19 protein-coding genes and 1 riboswitch are annotated in these 18,742 nt (G+C 67.2%); of the genes, 7 read left to right on the top strand and 12 right to left on the bottom strand.

Annotated features, from left to right (window positions below):
* The first annotated feature begins 128 nt into the window (after positions 1–128).
* On the top strand, positions 129–1,589 hold the full coding sequence (locus ACJH6I_RS20160) for a DUF222 domain-containing protein (RefSeq protein ID WP_406784425.1): 1,461 nt from the start codon (positions 129–131) through the stop codon (positions 1,587–1,589).
* A gap of 54 nt (positions 1,590–1,643) precedes the next feature.
* Here ACJH6I_RS20160 and ACJH6I_RS20155 read toward each other — a convergent pair whose 3' ends face one another.
* The 8 genes from ACJH6I_RS20155 to ACJH6I_RS20120 form a co-directional block, all read right to left on the bottom strand.
* Positions 1,644–1,967 carry a hypothetical protein gene (locus tag ACJH6I_RS20155; RefSeq protein WP_061004478.1) on the bottom strand — a complete coding sequence of 108 codons (324 nt, stop codon included), beginning with the start codon at positions 1,965–1,967 and terminating at the stop codon, positions 1,644–1,646.
* A 140-nt stretch (positions 1,968–2,107) separates the two neighbouring features.
* Complete coding sequence (locus ACJH6I_RS20150) at positions 2,108–2,731, bottom strand: hypothetical protein (protein ID WP_061004476.1); 624 nt, start codon at positions 2,729–2,731, stop codon at positions 2,108–2,110.
* A 158-nt stretch (positions 2,732–2,889) separates the two neighbouring features.
* On the bottom strand, positions 2,890–3,276 hold the full coding sequence (locus ACJH6I_RS20145) for a hypothetical protein (protein ID WP_061004475.1): 387 nt from the start codon (positions 3,274–3,276) through the stop codon (positions 2,890–2,892).
* Positions 3,277–3,279: 3 nt separating this feature from the next.
* Positions 3,280–4,050 (bottom strand): MerR family transcriptional regulator, encoded by a 771-nt coding sequence (locus ACJH6I_RS20140; protein WP_061004473.1) that lies wholly within the window; start codon positions 4,048–4,050, stop codon positions 3,280–3,282.
* Between the two features lie 9 nt (positions 4,051–4,059).
* Positions 4,060–5,544, bottom strand: coding sequence for an NAD(P)/FAD-dependent oxidoreductase (locus ACJH6I_RS20135; protein WP_061004471.1), 1,485 nt, complete (start codon positions 5,542–5,544; stop codon positions 4,060–4,062).
* Positions 5,545–5,556: 12 nt separating this feature from the next.
* Entirely contained in the window at positions 5,557–6,477 is a 921-nt protein-coding gene (locus tag ACJH6I_RS20130; protein WP_064860947.1) for a hypothetical protein, read from the bottom strand.
* A gap of 12 nt (positions 6,478–6,489) precedes the next feature.
* Positions 6,490–7,347, bottom strand: coding sequence for an SDR family NAD(P)-dependent oxidoreductase (locus tag ACJH6I_RS20125; protein ID WP_110767803.1), 858 nt, complete (start codon positions 7,345–7,347; stop codon positions 6,490–6,492).
* On the bottom strand, positions 7,347–8,336 hold the full coding sequence (locus tag ACJH6I_RS20120) for an alpha/beta hydrolase (RefSeq protein WP_406784424.1): 990 nt from the start codon (positions 8,334–8,336) through the stop codon (positions 7,347–7,349). Before ACJH6I_RS20120 ends, ACJH6I_RS20125 begins: the two co-directional genes overlap by 1 nt.
* A 90-nt stretch (positions 8,337–8,426) precedes the next feature.
* Here ACJH6I_RS20120 and ACJH6I_RS20115 point away from each other — a divergent pair, with 90 nt between their 5' ends.
* A complete protein-coding gene (locus ACJH6I_RS20115; protein ID WP_406784423.1) occupies positions 8,427–9,479 on the top strand; it encodes a 2Fe-2S iron-sulfur cluster-binding protein in 1,053 nt (350 codons plus the stop codon).
* 7 nt (positions 9,480–9,486) lie between these two features.
* On the opposite strand, the gene ACJH6I_RS20110 is transcribed toward ACJH6I_RS20115, so the two are convergent.
* Positions 9,487–11,241: an MFS transporter gene (locus ACJH6I_RS20110; RefSeq protein WP_406784422.1), complete on the bottom strand. Its 1,755-nt coding sequence runs from the start codon at positions 11,239–11,241 to the stop codon at positions 9,487–9,489.
* Positions 11,242–11,367: 126 nt separating this feature from the next.
* A riboswitch (TPP riboswitch) is annotated at positions 11,368–11,483 on the top strand.
* Between ACJH6I_RS20110 and thiC the strand changes: the two genes are divergently transcribed.
* The 5 genes from thiC to ACJH6I_RS20085 all read left to right on the top strand — a co-directional run bounded on the left by thiC (position 11,474) and on the right by ACJH6I_RS20085 (position 16,387).
* Positions 11,474–13,096 (top strand): phosphomethylpyrimidine synthase ThiC, encoded by a 1,623-nt coding sequence (gene thiC, locus ACJH6I_RS20105; protein WP_406784421.1) that lies wholly within the window; start codon positions 11,474–11,476, stop codon positions 13,094–13,096. (Overlaps the previous riboswitch by 10 nt.)
* A gap of 7 nt (positions 13,097–13,103) precedes the next feature.
* Positions 13,104–13,961: a bifunctional hydroxymethylpyrimidine kinase/phosphomethylpyrimidine kinase gene (gene thiD / locus ACJH6I_RS20100; RefSeq protein WP_406784420.1), complete on the top strand. Its 858-nt coding sequence runs from the start codon at positions 13,104–13,106 to the stop codon at positions 13,959–13,961.
* A 2-nt stretch (positions 13,962–13,963) separates the two neighbouring features.
* On the top strand, positions 13,964–14,590 hold the full coding sequence (locus ACJH6I_RS20095; RefSeq protein ID WP_293017765.1) for an alpha/beta family hydrolase: 627 nt from the start codon (positions 13,964–13,966) through the stop codon (positions 14,588–14,590).
* A gap of 14 nt (positions 14,591–14,604) precedes the next feature.
* Positions 14,605–16,092, top strand: coding sequence for a flavin-containing monooxygenase (locus ACJH6I_RS20090; protein WP_406784419.1), 1,488 nt, complete (start codon positions 14,605–14,607; stop codon positions 16,090–16,092).
* Positions 16,093–16,108: 16 nt separating this feature from the next.
* Positions 16,109–16,387 (top strand): hypothetical protein, encoded by a 279-nt coding sequence (locus ACJH6I_RS20085; protein WP_406784418.1) that lies wholly within the window; start codon positions 16,109–16,111, stop codon positions 16,385–16,387.
* Here the strand turns inward: ACJH6I_RS20085 and ACJH6I_RS20080 are convergent.
* The 3 genes from ACJH6I_RS20080 to ACJH6I_RS20070 all read right to left on the bottom strand — a co-directional run bounded on the left by ACJH6I_RS20080 (position 16,384) and on the right by ACJH6I_RS20070 (position 18,675).
* Positions 16,384–17,589, bottom strand: a complete 1,206-nt coding sequence (locus tag ACJH6I_RS20080; protein WP_406784417.1) for an MFS transporter — start codon at positions 17,587–17,589, stop codon at positions 16,384–16,386. The two genes, ACJH6I_RS20085 and ACJH6I_RS20080, sit on opposite strands and share 4 nt — an antisense overlap.
* Entirely contained in the window at positions 17,586–18,224 is a 639-nt protein-coding gene (locus ACJH6I_RS20075; RefSeq protein WP_260936730.1) for a GntR family transcriptional regulator, read from the bottom strand. Before ACJH6I_RS20075 ends, ACJH6I_RS20080 begins: the two co-directional genes overlap by 4 nt.
* Positions 18,225–18,291: 67 nt before the next feature.
* Positions 18,292–18,675, bottom strand: coding sequence for a hypothetical protein (locus ACJH6I_RS20070; protein ID WP_406784416.1), 384 nt, complete (start codon positions 18,673–18,675; stop codon positions 18,292–18,294).
* Between the last annotated feature and the right edge of the window lie 67 nt (positions 18,676–18,742).

The following is an 18,742-nucleotide window of genomic DNA, read 5'->3' as shown; positions in this document are numbered from 1 at the left end:
TCCCTGCCCGCGCTGCCTGCCCGTGCCAATCCTGCTGCGGCCCTTCTGTTTAGGTGCCCTAACCGTCGTCGATGGGTCGCGTCCGCGACGGCCGATTCGTGTCGGTGGGCGGGTATACATTCGAACGTATGAGCGAATTAGATGGTGATCCCCACGCCGCGGCCGCGGCGGTCGACGCGATCACCCTGGCCACCCGGCAAGAGAACGCCGCCGGCGCCCGCCGCCTGGGGGCGATCGGTGACCTGTGGGCGCTGCGGGCCCCCGACGACGACATCGAGAAACGGTATTGGGCGATCGACGGCTATGCCGGGCTGGTCGTCGAGGTCGCCGCCGCGTTGGGGATATCGCGTAAGCGGGCCCAAGCCCAGGTGGACCGGGCGGTGACGCTCCGCACCCGCCTGCCCAAAGTGGCGGCCGTCTACGCCAACGGCCTGATCGATGCGGTGATGGTCGCCATGATCGTCGCCCGCACCGACCTGATCATCGACGACGACGTCGCCGGGCAGGTCGATGCCGACCTGGCCGCCAAGATCGTGGCCTGGGGTCGGTTGTCGAAACCGAAAATGGAACAGCGCATCGACGCCATCATCGCCGCGTCCGACCAGGCCGGGGTCCACGCCCCCAGGCCCCCGTCGCAGGCCCGCTACCTCGACATCCGCGCCTGCGGCCCCGGCGCGGCCAGCATCTGCGGCACGGTAGACGCGGCGACCGCCGCCGTGCTCGACGCCGCCATCGACGACCTCGCCAAGAGCGTGTGCCGCAACGATCCGCGCTCCCATGATCAGCGCCGCGCCGCCGCCATCGACGCCCTGGCCCGCGGGCAGCGCCTGGCCTGCCAATGCGACAACCCGGACTGCCCCGCCGCCGCGGCCGCCATGGGGGAACTGCCGGCGCAGACCGTCGGCACCCGCGCGGTCATCCACGTCATCGCCACACCGGAGGCAGTGAACGGGCAGGCCCCAGGATTCCTGCCCGGGTACGGGCAGATCCCCGCCGAGCAGATCGCCCGCCTCGCCGACGGCGCGACCATCCGCGAGGTCGAGATCCCGCCGGATGCGGCCGAGCCCCGCTACCGTCCGTCGGCCAAGCTGGCGGAGTTCGTCCGCTGCCGAGACCTGACCTGCCGATTCCCCGGCTGCGACCGGCCCGCGCAAGCCTGCGACCTCGACCACACCGTCCCCTACCCGGCCGGGCCGACGCACCCGTCAGACCTCAAATGCCTGTGCCGGTTCCACCACCTACTCAAAACATTCCACGGCTGGACCGACCACCAATACCCCGACGGCACCGTCGTCTGGGTCGCCCCCACCGGGCACACCTACATCACCAAACCCGAAGGCGCCCACTGGTACCCACAACTGGCCACACCCACCGGAACACCCACAATCACCGAACAACCACCACGCACCCCCGGGCGCGGCCACTGCATGCCCAAACGCAAACGCACCCGCGCCCAAGAACGCCAACAACTCATCAACCAAGCACGCATGCTCAACGAAGAAACCATCGCCAGCGAAGAATGGCACCGATACCGCGAACTCGAAATGGCCCGCGCCGCAGAGGAATGGGATGAACCCGCACCCTTCTGAGCACGGAAGGCGGCAGCCCACAACGGGTTTCACCGTCATCAGCTACGCCGAGTGCTACGGGCACCCCAGGAACTGGCAGGTCGCGTTGGTGTTCTCGCCCGCGACGGTGCGGTAGTGGGGGTGGCCGCCGTACCAGCCGTCTTCGGCGGTCATGCCGACGACCTGGGGCGGCATTCCGCGGTGTACCAAGTTGTATCGATGGCAGGTCGTCCAGTCCCAGTCGACCTCGGTGAAGCCTCCGGGGACCGGCTGGCCCGGACACCAGGTGCCCGAGGAGGGTTCTGCCTGGGCAGTGCCGGCACTCAACCCGAAAGCGGCCAGACTCATCCCGCCGGACAACAGTGCCGCCGCGGCCAGTCGTGCGATTCGTCGCGTCATGTGAACTCACCTGTCTCTGCTGCTGATTGGTGAAGGAAGCATGCAGCCCGACGCTTGGCAGATTCTTGGCTTGCCCCCCACGGGGCAGCCGAACACGACCCGGCACCGGTCCGGTCCCCGGGTCGGTTCGGCGCCTGCGGCTAAACCAGTTCCGGCACCCGCAGGTGAGCGAAGGCCACGTCGAACTCGGCCTCGTCCAGCTCGGCCGCACCGGTTTCCTTCATGCGCATCTGCTTCATCGTGCGCGCGCCATCCCGGTTGCGCTCCATGGCTTCTCGGCTGTCGAACGTCGTGCAGGCCACGCCGCGTCCGGTGTTCCGATTGACCAGCAGGCTGGTGCTGCAGAAGCCCTCGAGCGCCTCACTGTCGGGGACGATGTTCATCTTGAAATGCTCGATGGCGGCGTCGGCGTGGGCCGGGTCGACATGTCCCCACGTAACCCGCGCGCACGCGCCCTCGGGCATCTGGCGAGCGCGGTGCAATATCGCGATGTCCCACTCGTCAACGGTCGGGGCGCCGCCACTGAACATCTGGGTCGCCTTTTCGCGAATCGGCCGAACCTGCTCGGCGACGGCGTTCATCGCGTCCTGGGACTCCCACGCGGTCACCACGATGCACCGGCCGGACTCCCGGTCGGTGAGCAGCGACATGCCGACGAACCCGTCGAGACCTTGGAGTTGGGGCATCACTTCATCGCGGAGGTGAGCCACTCCCGAGTCGATAGCCGAGGGTTGTGCGTTGATAGTGGTAGAGCGTGCGTACACGGCCCACCCCCTCTATATCGGGGCAGCGCCCCAGCGGCGCCGCCGGTCCACCGATATACGTTCCTCCGATGTTCGGCGGGTGGCAATAGCCGATCGACACGGGTCTCGATATTGACGAGTGAAGACGAATTCCGTTCTGCGAGAACAGGAATTGACGACTAGCTTCGTTTTACGCCGGGAAGCCGGTCGACGAGCCAGCCCAGCCGGGCCACCGTGGTATCGAGCGGCTCCACGACTTCGGCGAGCCGCTTCAGGCTCGGCAGGGTCGCCGCGATGGAGTTGGCACCGTGGGCGATCTTCTCGGCAGACGTGTCGATGCCGGCCGCGGCCTCGGTCAACGTGGTGATCTGGCTGGCGATCAGTTCGGCGTGCCTGTCGATGCCCGCTGCGCTCTCGCTCAGGGCGGCGATGTTGTCGGCGATGAACTGCGCGGATTTCCGGAGTTCGGCGACATCGTCCATCAATGCGAACACCGCTTGGACGAGGGTCTTCGGCCCGCGCTTCCGTTTGCCGGAGGAAGCCTCAGCTCCGTCTGCCTGCGCCATGACTCACGCCTTCCGTTCGACAGGAGCCCCCTTGTCCTTGGCCTCCTGCTGGTACTGCCGCAGCTCGGCTCGCACCGCTTCATCTAACGCGCGGTCAAGGCTAGCGTGGGCAGAACGGCGGGATACACGGCGCATGGCATCGATCAGGTCGGCGGCCCAGGCAAGTTCGACGTCGTTGCTGGGGTACCAGCCCGTCCCCCGCTGCCGGACCACCTCGGTGTGCCCGGCCCGGGTCATGGCCCGGGCCGCTTCGTCGAGCTTCTTGTCGACCGCGGTGGTGGTCTTGAGGATCGCCGCCAACGGCATCCCGCGGGAGATGAGCCTGGCGAAGTCGTCGATAACCCGCCGGTCAGGTACCAGGTAGGCATCCTTGTCGTCCGTCGGCTCGATGATCCGGCCGGCGACGAGCCGTCGCAGCGTCGCGCCGTCGAGCCGGCCCAGCGCCATCTCCAGCTCTTGGCGCGTCATGGTCTGCGCCTCGGGGTTCGACCACGGCGAGATCACCAACTCCTCGAGCTCGGCGAGGTCCAGCACCTCGACGAGCCCCTCACCGCGCTGCAGGCCGGTGAGGAACTTCAGGATGTGCTTGACGGTGAAGCCCTCGCTGAGCAGCCGGACGATCGCCTGCAACTGGCTCAGGTGCCGATCGGTATAGATCGCGACCCGGCCCCGGCGCTGGGGCCGGGGCAGCAGGCCGTTCTCCTGGTAGACGCGGACGTTCCGGGTTGTCGTCCCCGCTTCGCGCGCGAGGTCGTCGATCCGGTACTCAGCCACCAGCGGATTCTATGCGGTCAGGACCGACGCACCGCTGGTCTGTTCAGCAGTGATCTTGAAGTCGTGCAGATTGACCGCCTTCAACTGGTTGACGTACTGGGTGGCGAACCCCGGGAACATCGTCGCGTTGAAGCCGTCCTCGGTGAGGTACCAGCTCTGGCAGCCTGAGTTCCACGTGGTGGACTGCAGCCGCTGCTGGATGTCCTCGTTGTAGCGTGCCTGCACCTCGGGACGCACGTCGAGCGACTTCCACCCGAACTGCAGCAGCTTGGATATCGCCTCGACGATGTAGTCGATCTGCGCCTCCATGTACACCAGCGCGGAGCTGTGTCCGGGGCCGGAGTTGGGTCCGAAGGTGAAATACAGGTTGGGGTAACCGGATACCGCGACGCTGCGGTAGGCGTACGCGCCCCGGCTCCATTCCGTGGCGAGCTCCCGGGCGTCGATGCCGATGACGGGGAACGGGGTGCCGGCCTTGGACACCTCGAAACCGGTGGCGAACACGATGGCGTCGAACTGGTGCTCGATGCCTTCGACGGTCCGGATTCCCTTGGGCGACAACCGGGCAATGGGCCAGGTGACGAGCTTGCAGTTGTCGGCCTGCAGCGCCGGGTAGTAGTCGGCGGTCATCAGCAGTCGCTTGCAGCCGGCTGAGAAGTCCGGGGTCAGCTGGCGGCGCAGCCACGGGTCCTTCACCTGCCGGCGCAGGTTCGCCAGGCTCAGGGCTTCGACCACCCGGGTGAACGGGCTGTCCCACACCACACCGAGCGCCACCGACTCATGGCCCCAGAACCACGCCGAACGCATCAGCTTCTCGGCGAGCGGCACGTCCTTGTAGATCCGCTTCATCCAGCCGCTGGTGGCTCCGTTTATCCGCGGGATCACCCAGCCCGGCGTGCGCTGGAACACCTTGACCGACTTGGCGACCTTGATAAGTTCCGGGACGATCTGCACGCCGCTGGCGCCGGTACCGATGACGGCGACCTTCTTGCCGGTGAAGTCGTAGTCGTGATCCCAACGGGCGCTGTGGATCTTGTGGCCTTCGTAGGTTTCGATGCCCTCGATCTTCGGGAAGCTGGCGTTCGCCAGCGGCCCCGAGGCGACGATGACGGTGCGTGCCTGCACCGGTTCACGACCCTCGAAGTTGACGGTCCACTCCCCCGCCACCTCGTCGTACTCCACACCGGTGACGTTGTGGCCGAACCGGATATGCGGTGCGATACCGAACGACTCGACCATGCTGTCGATGTACCCGAGGATCTCGTCGCTACCGGAGTAGGTGTGCGACCAGTCCGGGTTCGGCGCGAAGCTGTAGGAGTACAGGCGCGACGGAATGTCGCACGCCGCACCGGGATACGTGTTGTCACGCCAGGTGCCGCCGACGCGGGTGCCGCGTTCGAAGATCTCGAAATCGGTGATGCCCTGGTCTTTGAGCCGGATGGCGGCGCCGATGCCGGCGAAGCCCGCACCGATGATGGCTGTTGAGATAGTCATTCGTGAGTTCCTTTACGCGACCGGCTCATAGGTCAGCTCGTCCGACCACGTCGGCGTGTACTTCACCAGCGGCATCGGGATGGCGCCGGTGACCACCACCAGCGAATCGGCGAGCCAGTGGTACTTCGAGGTCCGGTCGATCACCTTCTTGGCATGCCACGAGATGAACCGGTACATGGGTACCCGGCGCGCGAAAGCGCTTCGCTCACCGACACTTTGGAACCGGCGCATCGCCTGGTACAGACGTTCCTCGTTGACGCCCATGGCCACGATGTTGTCGCGCATCTTGTTGAGCAGGGGGAAGTAGCTCAGCGTGCCGACGATCAGCGCCGGGTTCATCCAGCTGCCGACGAAGTCGACGACCAGCTTGCGCATGTCGGCGTGGCCGAGGATGTCCATGACCTCGAAGTCGACCGCGAGGTGCCGCGACTCGTCGGAGTTGATGCGCTTGAAAACCTCCTGCGCCACCGGATCTTTGACCTCATCGGTGATGAATTTGATGAGTGCCCCGTCGAGCGCCACCTCCAGCATGGGGATGACGGTGCCGAGGATCGACAGCGACATGCCGTCGGAGAACTTGTCGAGCCAGGTGATCACCAGCTGCACATTGACGCTCGGCGGCGGGACCTCGTCGTTCTCGAGCATGCCCCAGCGCCGCATCAGGGCCAGCTCGGCATTGGCGTGCTTCTGCTCCTCGGCGTGGAAGTGCTCATAGATGCTCTTGAGCGTCGGGGTCGGGGCCTTCCGCGCCAGCGCGGCGAAGCCACGGGCGCCGACGTTCTCGATCCACATCAGATCGGTCATGAACGGCTTGAGTTTGGCCCACAGCTCGGGCTCGATCAGCTCGGCACCCGGTGCGTCCCAGTCGATGTCGGCCAGGGCCCACTGCTTGTCCTTGATGCGCTGCAGCATCTCGTCGAGATCCATTGCCATGATGGGTTCCTTTCAGTCCTTGGGAAGTACGCGTCCGAGTAGTCCGGCGCCGCGGACGTACAGGGCGGGGAAGTGTCGCTTGAGGTGCCAGATGACGGTGGCGTCGATCTGCGGCACCACGTAGAGCCGGCCGCCGTCGTGCGCGTCCAGGGTGCGGGCGGCGACGTTGTCGGCGGACAGGCCGGTCCAGCGAGCCAGCTGCTGGCTCAGGCTCATCGAGCTCGGGGTGATGCGGCCGTCGGTGAAGACGTTGGTCTTCACGAAGGTCGGGCACAGCACGGTGACGGCGATGTCGGTGCCGTCGAGTTCGGCGGCGAGGGTTTCCGACAGTGACATCACGCCGGCCTTGGACACGTTGTAAGCCGCCATCGACGGTGCGGCGGCGAACCCGGCGGCCGAGGCCACGTTGATGATGCCGCCCCGGCCGGCCTCGCGGAGCAACGGCGTGAAGACCTCACAGCCGTACACCACGCCCCACAGGTTGATGCCGAGCGCCCAGTCCCAGTCCTCGAAACCGATGTCGCCCACCGGTTTTCCACCGATACCGACACCAGCATTGTTGATCACCAACGTCGGCGCGCCACCGAAGATCTCCTGCGCCTGCTTGGCCAGCAGCTCGATGGCGGTGCGATCGGCGACGTCGCACTGCACGGCGTGCCCTTTGCCGGTCGGCAGCTGGTCGATCAGCGCGACGGTCTCCTTCGCGCGCTCCAGGCTGATGTCCGCGCAGATGATCTCGCCGCCCCGGCGCGCGAGCTCGAGCGCGAACGACCGCCCGATGCCGCTGCCGGCGCCGGTGACCACCGCCTTCGCCTTGTCCGAGCGGCGCTGACCGCGAAAGACATTCAGGATCGTGTCAAGGCCGATCATCAGCACACCTCTTCGAGCTCGTTGGATCGCTTGTAGGCAGCGTCGACGAAGGCCGCGGCACGGCGCAGTGCCGGGCCGGCCTCGGGTGCCAGATGCGGCAGGGCCTGGAAGACGTGCACCATGCCGGGCCAGACCTCGAGCGTGCTGGTGCCGCCGGCGCGGCGCAGTTCGGCGTCGAGGTAGCGCGCGTCGGCGCGCAGCATCTCGAATCCGCCGACCTGAATCAGTATGGGCGGCAATTGATCTGCCTTGGCGAAGTCGAGGCGCAGCCGCGGATCGGCCAGGTTCTGCCCTTGGGTGTACAGCCCGACCATGCGCGCGGCCGCGGTGGCCGACATCGCCGGATCGCGGTACGTCGCCTTCTCCTGCTCGAGTGCGAGACCGAGCGTCACGTCGATCAGCGGCGAGAACAGCACCACGCCCGCGGGCCGGAAGTCCGCGTCACCGGCGTGCGCCAGCAGCATGTCGCAGGTCAGGTGACCGCCGGCGGAGTCGGCGCCCATCACGATGTCCGATGCCGCATAGCCTTCCGACAACAGCCACCGGTACCCGGCTTCGACGTCCTCGGCCGCCGTCGGGAAGCGGTGCTCGGGTGCCAGCCGGTAGTCCACGACGAACATCGGCAGTCCGGTCGCCTCCGACAACCGGGCCACCAGCTTGCGGTGGGTGCGTGCCGAGCAGATGACGTACGCGCTGCCGTGCACGTAGTAGCCGGCGCGGCTGCCGAACTCGACACCCGGGCCGAGAACCCATTCGCCTCGCAGGTGCGGCGTGCGGACCGGGACGATCCTGGTGCCTTCGGGCATGGAACCAAAGGCCTCCATGATGGTGGCGATCAGCCCGCGCCCGAACCAGACACCGGGGGTGTTCATCGGGATGACGCTGGTCAGATTGCCCAAGGTCCAGCGGGTCACCGTGGCCGAGAGCGCGGCGCGCACCGTTGCGCGCGTGGGTACTTCGGGCAGCGTTGCCCGATCCGTTTCCGTCACGGCAACTAGGTCATCATTAACTGTGCCATTTGTCAATGGCACAGTTAGCGGCGACAATCTGACCTGGTCCCACGACGGAAGGCATTTCCCATGACCGCATCGACAGCGTCCAGGTCACACGAGTTGACCGTGGTCGAGGTGATCACCGAGACCCCCGACGCCGTGTCGCTCGTCCTGATGGCCGCGCACGACGCGCGTGAGCAGTTCGCCTACCAGGCCGGCCAGTTCCTGACCCTGCGCATCCCGGCGCACGACAGCTCGGTCTCGCGGTGCTATTCACTGTCGAGCAGCCCGTCCACCGACGAGCACCTCAAGGTGACCGTGAAGCGCACCGCGGGCGGCCTCGCGTCCAACTGGCTGTGCGACCATGCCGAGGCCGGTATGACACTGGAATCCCTCACGCCCGCAGGCGCTTTCACTGTCCGCCCGGCAGACAGCGAGCTGATCTTCATGGCTGCCGGCAGTGGCATCACTCCGGTCATCTCGATGATCCGCGCCCAACTGCTGCAGTCCGGCCGCCGGGTGACGCTGGTCTACGCCAACCGCGACCGCGACTCGGTGATCTTCGACGCCGAGTTGGCGGAACTGCTTGCGGCGCATGGTGACCGGCTGACGGTCGCGCACTGGCTCGAGTCGGAGTCCGGCCTACCCACTCCGGCCGGACTGCGCACATTGCTGCCCGCGAAGCCGGGCGCCGACACCGCCGCATACCTGTGCGGCCCAGCGGCATTCATGGACGTGGCCGCGGCCGCCCTGCACGACGCCGGCGTCGCCCGTGAGCACGTGCACCGCGAGGTCTTCGTCTCCCTGACCACGGATGCCTTCGCCGCGCCGGAGCCGGCAACCGATGCTGGCGCGGACGGCGAGTCCGCCACCGCCACGGTCGAAATCGACGGCGATACCCACGAGATCAGCTGGCCTAAGACTCAGGTCTTGCTCGATACCCTGTTGGACAAAGGTATCGACGCACCCTACGCATGCCGCGAGGGTAACTGCGGCGCGTGCGCGTACACCCTCCGCCAGGGCGTGGTGAGCATGCGCGTCAACGACACCCTCGACGACTACGAACTCGGGATCGGCGTCCGGCTGGCGTGCCAGTCGTTACCCGAATCCGATTATTTGACAGCCGTTTTCGACCGCTGATCGGCCGTCACGCCTCGTTGTCGGCGCCGGGCTCCGTGGCGTACGTACCCGGATTGAACATCGACGCCACGGCGCCCAGCAGCATCATGATCGCCGCCGCGCCGAACACCACGACCAGGCCGGAGTGGAACGGTTCGGTGATCAGCTGCGGGAAGAACGTCTGGCCGGTCAGCGTGCCTGCGTTGACGCCGGGCTGCTGCAGGGTGTGGAAGGGGGCCAGCAGCTCGGCTATCGGGTTGTAGCCGAGGAAGGCCGCGAACAGGCTGCCCACCGGCGGCAGTTCGGCCACCTGCTGCGCGACGTCAGCCGAAACCCCTTGCTGCTGCAGACCACTGGACAACGCGGTCGGCAAGGTGCCGGCCAGCCCGACGACCATGAGCGAGAAGAAGATACCGATCGACAGCGAGCTGCCGGCGTTGAAGAACGTCGACCGCACACCCGATGCCGCGCCGCGCTGCGCCGCCGGCACGCTGGACATGATGGCCGCGGTGTTCGGCGCGGTGAAGATACCGCCGCCGACGCCGTTGAGGAACACCAGCAAGGCGAATTCCCAGTACTCGAAATTGACCGGAATGAGCAGCAGCGCAACGAAGGTCACCGCCATCAGCAGCATGCCACCGACCGCCAGCGGCCGCGCCCCGAAGCGGTCGGACAAGCTGCCGGCGACGGGTGCCGCCACCAGGAAGCCGATGGTCGCCGGCAGCAGGTAGATGCCCGCCCACAGCGGCGTCGATTCGAAGTCGTAGCCGTGCAGCGGCAACCAGATGCCCTGCAGCCAGATGATGAGCATGAATTGGAGGCCACCGCGGCCCACCGACGACAGCAGCCCGGCCAGGTTGCCCATGCCGAAGGTCGCCGACTTGAACAGCCGCATGTCGACCATCGGCGACTCGACCTTGAGCTCGATGATGCAGAACACCACCAACAGCAGCAGACCCACACCGATGGAGCCGAGGACGGCGGGACTGCCCCAGCCCGTCGGCGAATTGCCGTACGGCTGAATGCCATACGTGATGCCGAGCAGCAGCACCGTCAGGCCCAGGCCGAATGTCACGGTGCCGGCCCAGTCCAGCTTGCCGGGCGACCGGGTACCCAGCTCACGCAGCGAGCGGTAGCTCCAGATGGCGCCGATCACGCCGATCGGGATGCCGACCCAGAACACGGCCTTCCACTCCCATTCCGAGAGGAACCCGCCGATCAGCAGACCGAGGAACGATCCGGCCACCGCGGCCACCATGTTCACGCCGAGTGCCATGCCGCGCTGGTTGGCCGGGAAGGCGTCGGTCAGGATCGCCGACGACGACGCCATCAGCATCGCGCCGCCGACGCCCTGGATCACCCGCCAGGCGATGAGCCAGATCGCACCGCCACCGAGGTGGAACGGATCGAACGACAGCGCGACGGCCGCCAGCGTGAAGATGACGAAACCCAGGTTGTAGATGCGGACCCGGCCGTACATGTCCCCGAGCCGGCCGAACGGCACCACGAGCACGGCCGTCACCACGAGGTAGCCCATCAGCATCCACAGCAGGTAGCTGACGTTGCTCGGCGCCAGCGGGTTCAGCCCGATACCCCGGAAGATCGCCGGCAGTGAGATCAGCACGATCGAGGCGTTTATCGTGGCCAGCAGTGTGCCCAGCGTGGTGTTGGCCAGCACGACCCACTTGTAGCGCGGGTGGTCGTGGTCCATCTGGACGCGTCGGCGCGCGGTTGCCGCGAGTGCGGTGTCGGGCTGCCCGGTGAGCTCGGTGTCAGTCGTCATCAGTCGGTCTTCGCTCCAATATCAGAAAAACATATGTTAGCTATACAAACGACCTCATGACAATTCCGTTCCGTTCACCGGGCCGCAACGCACCCTTGCCTTCCGGCGCGCATCGACTACGGTGAACAACGTCCGCGCGGGAGCGCACACCCTGGTGCGCTGAGAGGACGGCTGAATGGCGCCGTCGACCGTATGAACCTGACCGGGTAATGCCGGCGTAGGGAGTAAGCAGATGACTGCAATTGCTGTATTCAACGACCTTTCCTGCGGCCCGATCCAGGGCAGCACCAAGGTCTACCGGGAGCTTCCCGACGGTGGAAAGGTCCCGTTCCGCCGGGTCAACCTGACCACCGGCGACCACCTCGACCTGTACGACACCTCGGGTCCGTACACCGACGAGACCGCCACCATCGACCTGGAGAAGGGCCTGCCCGCCCGCCCCGGCGTCGTCAAGGACCGCGGCACCCAGCTGCAGCGCGCCCGCAACGGCGAGATCACCGCGGAGATGGCGTTCATCGCCGAGCGCGAGGGCGTGCCGGCCGAGCTGGTCCGTGACGAGGTCGCCATCGGCCGCGCCATCATCCCGGCCAACCACAACCACCCCGAGCTCGAGCCGATGATCATCGGCAAGGCCTTCGCGGTGAAGGTCAACGCCAACATCGGCAACTCGGCTGTCACGTCGTCGATCTCCGAAGAGGTCGACAAGATGGTGTGGGCCACCCGCTGGGGCGCCGACACGATCATGGATCTGTCCACCGGCAAGGACATCCACCAGACCCGCGAGTGGATCCTGCGCAACTCCCCCGTCCCGGTCGGGACCGTGCCGATCTACCAGGCGCTCGAGAAGGTCAACGGCGATCCCACCAAGCTGACCTGGGAGCTGTACCGCGACACCGTCATCGAGCAGTGCGAGCAGGGCGTCGACTACATGACCGTCCACGCCGGCGTGCTGCTGCGCTACATCCCGCTGACCGTCAAGCGCGTCACCGGCATCGTGTCGCGCGGCGGCTCGATCATGGCGGCGTGGTGCCTGGCGCACCACCAGGAGTCGTTCCTCTACACGCGCTTCGAAGAGCTCTGCGAAATCCTGCAGCGCTACGACGTCACGTTCTCGCTCGGTGACGGCCTGCGTCCGGGCTCCATCGCCGACGCCAACGACGAGGCCCAGTTCGCCGAGCTGCGCACCCTGGGCGAGCTCACCAAGATCGCCAAATCCCATGGCGTGCAGGTGATGATCGAGGGCCCGGGCCACGTCCCGATGCACAAGATCGTCGAGAACGTGCGCCTGGAAGAAGAGCTGTGCGAGGAGGCCCCGTTCTACACGCTGGGCCCGCTGGCGACCGACATCGCGCCGGCGTACGACCACATCACCTCGGCCATCGGCGCGGCGATCATCGCCCAGGCCGGTACCGCGATGCTGTGCTACGTCACCCCCAAGGAGCACCTGGGCCTGCCCAACCGCAAGGACGTCAAGGACGGGGTGATCGCCTACAAGATCGCCGCGCACGCCGCTGACCTGGCCAAGGGTCACCCCGGTGCGCAGGACCGCGACAACGCGCTGTCGCAGGCCCGCTTCGAGTTCCGCTGGCACGACCAGTTCGCGCTGTCGCTCGACCCGGACACGGCCCGGGAGTACCACGACGAGACGCTGCCCGCCGAGCCGGCCAAGACGGCGCACTTCTGCTCGATGTGCGGCCCGAAGTTCTGCTCGATGCGCATCACGCAGGACATCCGCGACGCCTACCCGGACGGGGTCGCTCCCGATTACGCGGACGAGATCGCCCAGGGCATGGCGGAGAAATCGCAGGAGTTCGCCGACCACGGCAACCGGGTGTATCTACCCATGCTGGAATGATGCGTCCGTGACCTTTTTACCTCTGACCCCGCCGGGCGAAACGCCGCTGCGGGTGATGACCATCGCCGGCTCGGATTCCGGCGGCGGCGCCGGAATCCAGGCCGACCTGCGCACCTTCGCGATGCTCGGCGTGCACGGATGCGTCGCCGTCGCCGCGGTGACGGTGCAGAACTCGGTGGGGGTCAAGGGTTTTCACGAGCTGCCGCTCGACATCATCAGCGGGCAGATCACCGCGGTGGTCGACGACATCGGCATCCAGGCCGCCAAGACCGGCATGCTGGCCTCGGCCGAGATCATCGGCGCGGTCGCGGAGACCTGGCAGAGCCTCGACGGCGACATCCCGCTGGTCGTCGACCCGGTGTGTGCGTCGATGCACGGCGACCCGCTGCTACACCCGAGCGCGCTGAATTCGGTTCGCATCCAGCTGTTTCCGATTGCCACGCTGGTCACCCCGAACCTCGACGAGGTCCGGCTGATCACCGGCATCGACGTGGTGGACGCCGCGACTCAACGTGATGCCGCCAAGGCCCTGCACGGCCTGGGCCCGAAGTGGGCCCTGGTCAAGGGCGGCCATCTGCGATCCAGCGATCACAGCCCGGACCTGCTGTACGACGGCAACGAGTTCTACGAATTCACCACCGAGCGCATCGACACCGGCCATGACCACGGCGCCGGTGACACCCTCGCCGCGTCCACGGCCTGCGCACTGGCGCATGGCTTTTCGGTGCCCGACGCGGTCGCGTTCGGCAAGAGCTGGGTCACCGAATGCCTGCGGGCGGCCTACCCGCTGGGCCGCGGCCACGGTCCGGTCAACGCGCTCTTCCGGTTGGCGGATGAGCGCTCGCGCGAAGACGATCGGGCCTGAGCATGAGCCTCGAGGACATCGCGGGTGTCGCGCACGAACCTGAACGCACTCCGACGGGCGTCGTGCTGCTGACGCACGGCGCGGGCGGTAGCCGCGACGCCCCACTGATCATCCGGCTCTGCGACGAATGGGCCAGTCACGGCTGGCTGGCGATTCGCTACAACCTGCCCTACCGGCGCCGCCGCCCGAAGGGGCCGCCGTCCAACTCGGCGGCGTCGGATCAGGCCGGCATCGTCGAGGCCATCGAACTGGCGCACACGCTGACCGATGGCCCGGTGATCGCCGGCGGCCATTCCTACGGGGGCCGGATGACGTCGATGGTGGCGGCGCAGGGCGCTGACCTGGCGGCACTGACGCTGTTCTCCTATCCCTTGCACCCGCCCGGCAAGCCCGAGCGGGCGCGCACCGAGCACCTGGGCCAGATCAAGGTCCCGACGGTCTTCACCCACGGCACAGCCGACCCGTTCGGGAGCATCGACGAGCTGACGGCCGCAGCCCAGCTGATCCCGGCGCCCACCGAGCTCATCGAGATCACCGGGGCCCGCCATGACCTGGGATCCAAGACCCTGGACGTCCCGGCGCTGGCGGTCGCCGCGGCGCTTGTGTTCGTGGCGCGAAGCGGTACCTGAGGTACCGTCTGAATATGACGACGCAGCAGTTCGACGCGGTCATCGTCGGCGCAGGATTCGCCGGTATCGGTGCGGCCATCCAGCTCAAACGCCTCGGGATCGAGAACTTCACCCTCCTGGAGCGCGAGGACGACCTCGGCGGCACCTGGTACGTCAACCACTATCCCGGACTCGCGGTCGACGTGCCCACCACCACGTACTCCTATTTCTTCGAGCCCAACCCGAACTGGTCGCGGCTGTTCACCCCGGGCCCGGAGATCAAGCGGTACGCCGACGACGTCGCCGCCAAGTACGACGTGCGGCGGCACATCCGGTTCAACGTCGTCGTCAACGGCGCCCGCTGGGATGAGGAAGCGTCGCTGTGGCGCGTCAACATCGCCGACGGTGAAACGCTCAGCGCGCGCTATCTGATCACGGCCACCGGCTTCCTGTCGCAGCCGAACATCCCGGCGATCCCCGGCATCGAAAGCTTCGAAGGTCGCGTCATCCACACCACCGACTGGGATGACGACTACGACCCGGCCGGCAAGCGCATCGCCGTCATCGGTACCGGCGCGACCGCGGTGCAGCTGATTCCCGAGCTGGCCAAGACCGCCGCCGACCTGACGGTGTTCCAGCGCACGCCGATCTGGGTGGTACCCAAGATCGACCCGCGCTTCGGCGCCCGCGCCAAGAAGATGTTCGCCCGATTCCCGTTGACGCAGCGTGTACTGCGCTGGCTCACCGACTCGATCTACGAGGTCATGGTGTCGGTCGGGGTCCGGCATTACGGAATGTTCCGCGGCCGCTTCAACATCTCCGCGTCCGACCTGTCGAAGATGCACCGCTTCTTCGTCATCCGCGACAAGGACCTGCGGCGCCGGCTGACCCCGGACTACGACTTCGGTTGCAAGCGGCCGACTTTCAGCAACGGCTACTACCAGGCCTTCAACCGGCCCAACGTGCACCTGCAGGACGCCGGCATCGACCACATCGTCGCCGACGGCATCATCGGCAACGACGGCGTCAAGGTCGAGATCGACACCCTGGTCCTCGCCACCGGTTTCGACCTGTGGGAGGCAAACTTCCCGGCCATCGAGGTGATCGGCCGCGAGGGCCGTGATCTCGGAAAGTGGTGGCGCGAAACGCGTTTCCAGGCCTACCAGGGCGTCTCGATGCCGTACTTCCCGAACTACCTGAGCCTGGCCAGTCCGTACGCGTTCCTTGGGTTGAACTTCTTCAACACCATGGAGTACCAGATGCGGCTGATGGACCGGCTTTTCACCGAAGTGAAGAAACGCGGAGCGACGACGTTCGAGGTCACCGAGGAAGCCAACACCGCGTTCCTCGACCGAATGACCGAACTGCTCGGCGACTCGCTGTTCACCCTCGGCAACTGCGCCAGCGCGCACTCGTACTATTTCAATCCCGCGGGTGAGCCCACGCTGCTGCGCCCGTCGTCGACCGAGACGGCGATTCGGGAAGCTTCCGAATTTCCGTTGAGCGACTACAAGATTTCGTGATCAGAGAGGACCACAGGTGACCGACGCCGCTGAGAACACCGCTGGAAAGAAGGGCCTGCTGGCCGGGATCGGCCTCGCGCTGGCCGGGCTGGCACACTTCGTCAAGCCCGACCTGTTCAAGGGCATCACCGCGACGGCGTTCCCGGACGACATCGACAAGCACCTCAAGGTCAACGGATCGATCGAGACGGCGCTCGGCGTCGGCCTGATCGTGCCCCAGACCCGCAAGCTCGCGACCGTCGGCGTGATCGGCTACGTCCTGTACCTGGGCGCCAACGTCGCCCGCAACCGCTAAGCGCGGGCCGGCAGGTGCTTGGACCAGCCTGCCGCACAGATCACGGTGCAGGCTGCCGCAAGTAGGCCGACGACGGTGAGCATCGCCGGGTAGCTGACGTAGTGGGCCAGCGCGGCGAGCACGGCGGGCAGCAGGAAGCCGACGTACGCCAGCGAGTAGTACACGCCCGACACCCCGGCCAGTTCGTGGGGTTCGGCGATGCGCTGAATCTCCAGCAGCCCGGACACGATGGCGATGCCGTACGCGCTGCCCAGCAGCATGGCCACCAGCACCGCGATGGCCGGTGAGCGCGTCACCGCCGTGGCGACCGCGGCGAACACCCCGGCCGACATCAGCACCATCGACACCACCACCGCGCGGGCGCTGGAATGGTCGTCCAACCGGCGGGCGATCGGTTGCACCAGCACGCCACAGGCGAGCGTCAGCACCGTCAGACCCGCGGTGTACAGCAGCGCCCATGGGCCCAGCCGGTCGGCGACCAGAGCCGGCACGATGGCGTACGCGATGGCCGCCGAACCGAACACCCAAGGCGCCATCGGCGCGACGACGCGGACGAAGCGGCGGTGCGTGGCGGCTGGAACCCGCAACTGGGACAACAGGTCTCCACTGACCCGAGCACCCCGGGTCTCGACCGTCTGCGTCAGCACCAGCCACAGCGCCGGCACGCACAGCGCCGCCTGCACCAGGTACGTCAGCGTCAACGGCAGCGGCGCGAACTGCGCCAGCAGGCCCGAGCACAAGGGGCCGATCGCCAGCCCCAGCGACAGCCAGATCGAGGCCCGCCGGGCGCCGGCCCCCGTCGCTGCGGTGTCATACGGCGGTGCGGACAGCTCCGCGATCCAGGTCGAACCGACGGCCATCGCGACACCCACGCTCAGCCCACACAGCAGCCGGCCGACGAAAAGTGCTGGGAATCCGCCCAATTCACCGGTCGCGAGAATCAGGCTGCCCAGCGCCGAGCTGATCAAGCCCGCGACCATCAATGGGCGCCGGCCGTACCGGTTCGACATGGCCGCCGCGACCAGCAGGCCGGGGATCAGGCCCAGCACGTAGGCGCCCAGCAGGACGTCGACGTCCACGCGCGAGTATCCGGCGCGGTGCACGTATTCGATCAGCATCGGGGTGAATTGGTTTCCGCCCCAACCGATGCAGAAGACACCGGCGGCGACGGCGAGCCATGGCTTCACACGGGCGCGACTCATCGCAGCACCACCTCGTACGTCGACTCGAGGTGCGCCAGCAGGCGGGCGTCGAACGCCGTCGCGTCGCGGACGTCGATGGCCTGGGCCAGCTCGGCGTGTTCGGCGATGAGCCGTTCGACGAGCGTCTGGTCGGCCTGCACGGCGTCGGCCATCATGCGGCGTTGCCGGTCGCCCAACGAGCCGTAGAACCGCTGCGCGATGCAGTTGCCGGCGGAGTCCACGATGTGCCGGTGGAAGGCGTCGTCGAGCTCGGCGAAGCGCGCCAGATCGGTGGCCGCGCCACGCTGCTGGTCGATCAGCCGGGCGAGTTCGGCAGCCACTGCCTGCGCGGTGGCCTCAGAACGGCAGAGGCGGCGCACAGCACTGCCCTCCAGCGCCAGGCGCATCTCGAGCAGGTCGGTGGCCTCACGCGGTGGGATCGGTACGACGACGGCGCCCCGCCGGGGCAGCAGGTCGAGCAGGTCCTCGGCCGCCAGACGCAGGAAGGCCTCGTGCACCGGTGTCCGGCTCACGCCGAGCTCCGCCGCGACTTCCACCTCGCTCAGCAGCTGCCCGCCCTTGACCGCGCCGACCAGGATCTTGCTCTTGGTGTCACGGTAGGCGCGCTCGCTGGCGGGAGTCTGATCAATGGCCACGGGACGACAGTAGCAACTTGCATGCAAGCTTGCATACAAGCAGTGACGGACCTAACTCAGGGCCTGATCAGTGCTGCTGCGGCCCGAAGTTGTTGAAGCCGCCGCGCTCGCGCGGCTGCGGCTGGTAGACCGTCGAGGTCTGCACCGACGTCGACGTTTCCGTCGAGGTCTGCACCGACGTCGAGGTCTCGGTCTGCGTCTGGGTCTCGGTCTGGGTGGCCGTCTCGGTGTTGGTCACCGTCTCCGGAGCGGGCGCCGGCGCCTGCTGCTGACCGCCGCCCGCGCTACCGCCGCCACCACCGCCGTGGTGCTGCTTGGCCGTCGTCGTGGTGGTCGTGGTGCTCGACGGGGTGACCGTCACGGTGGCCGGCGCGTTGTTGCCCTGCGAACCACAGGCGACGGTCAGCCCGCCCATGGCCACGACAGTCACGGTGCCGGCAACGGGGAGCAATGATCAGAACCTGTGGATGAGCCTCGGCGAGGCGGCGTAGGAAAGGGCGCACCTTCCCGAGGATGAT

It is taken from the genome of Mycobacterium sp. SMC-13, assembly GCF_045311035.1.
GTDB lineage: Bacteria > Actinomycetota > Actinomycetes > Mycobacteriales > Mycobacteriaceae > Mycobacterium.
The sequence above is the reverse complement of the archived record's forward strand: the minus strand, read 5'-3'. Positions and strand labels throughout refer to the sequence as shown.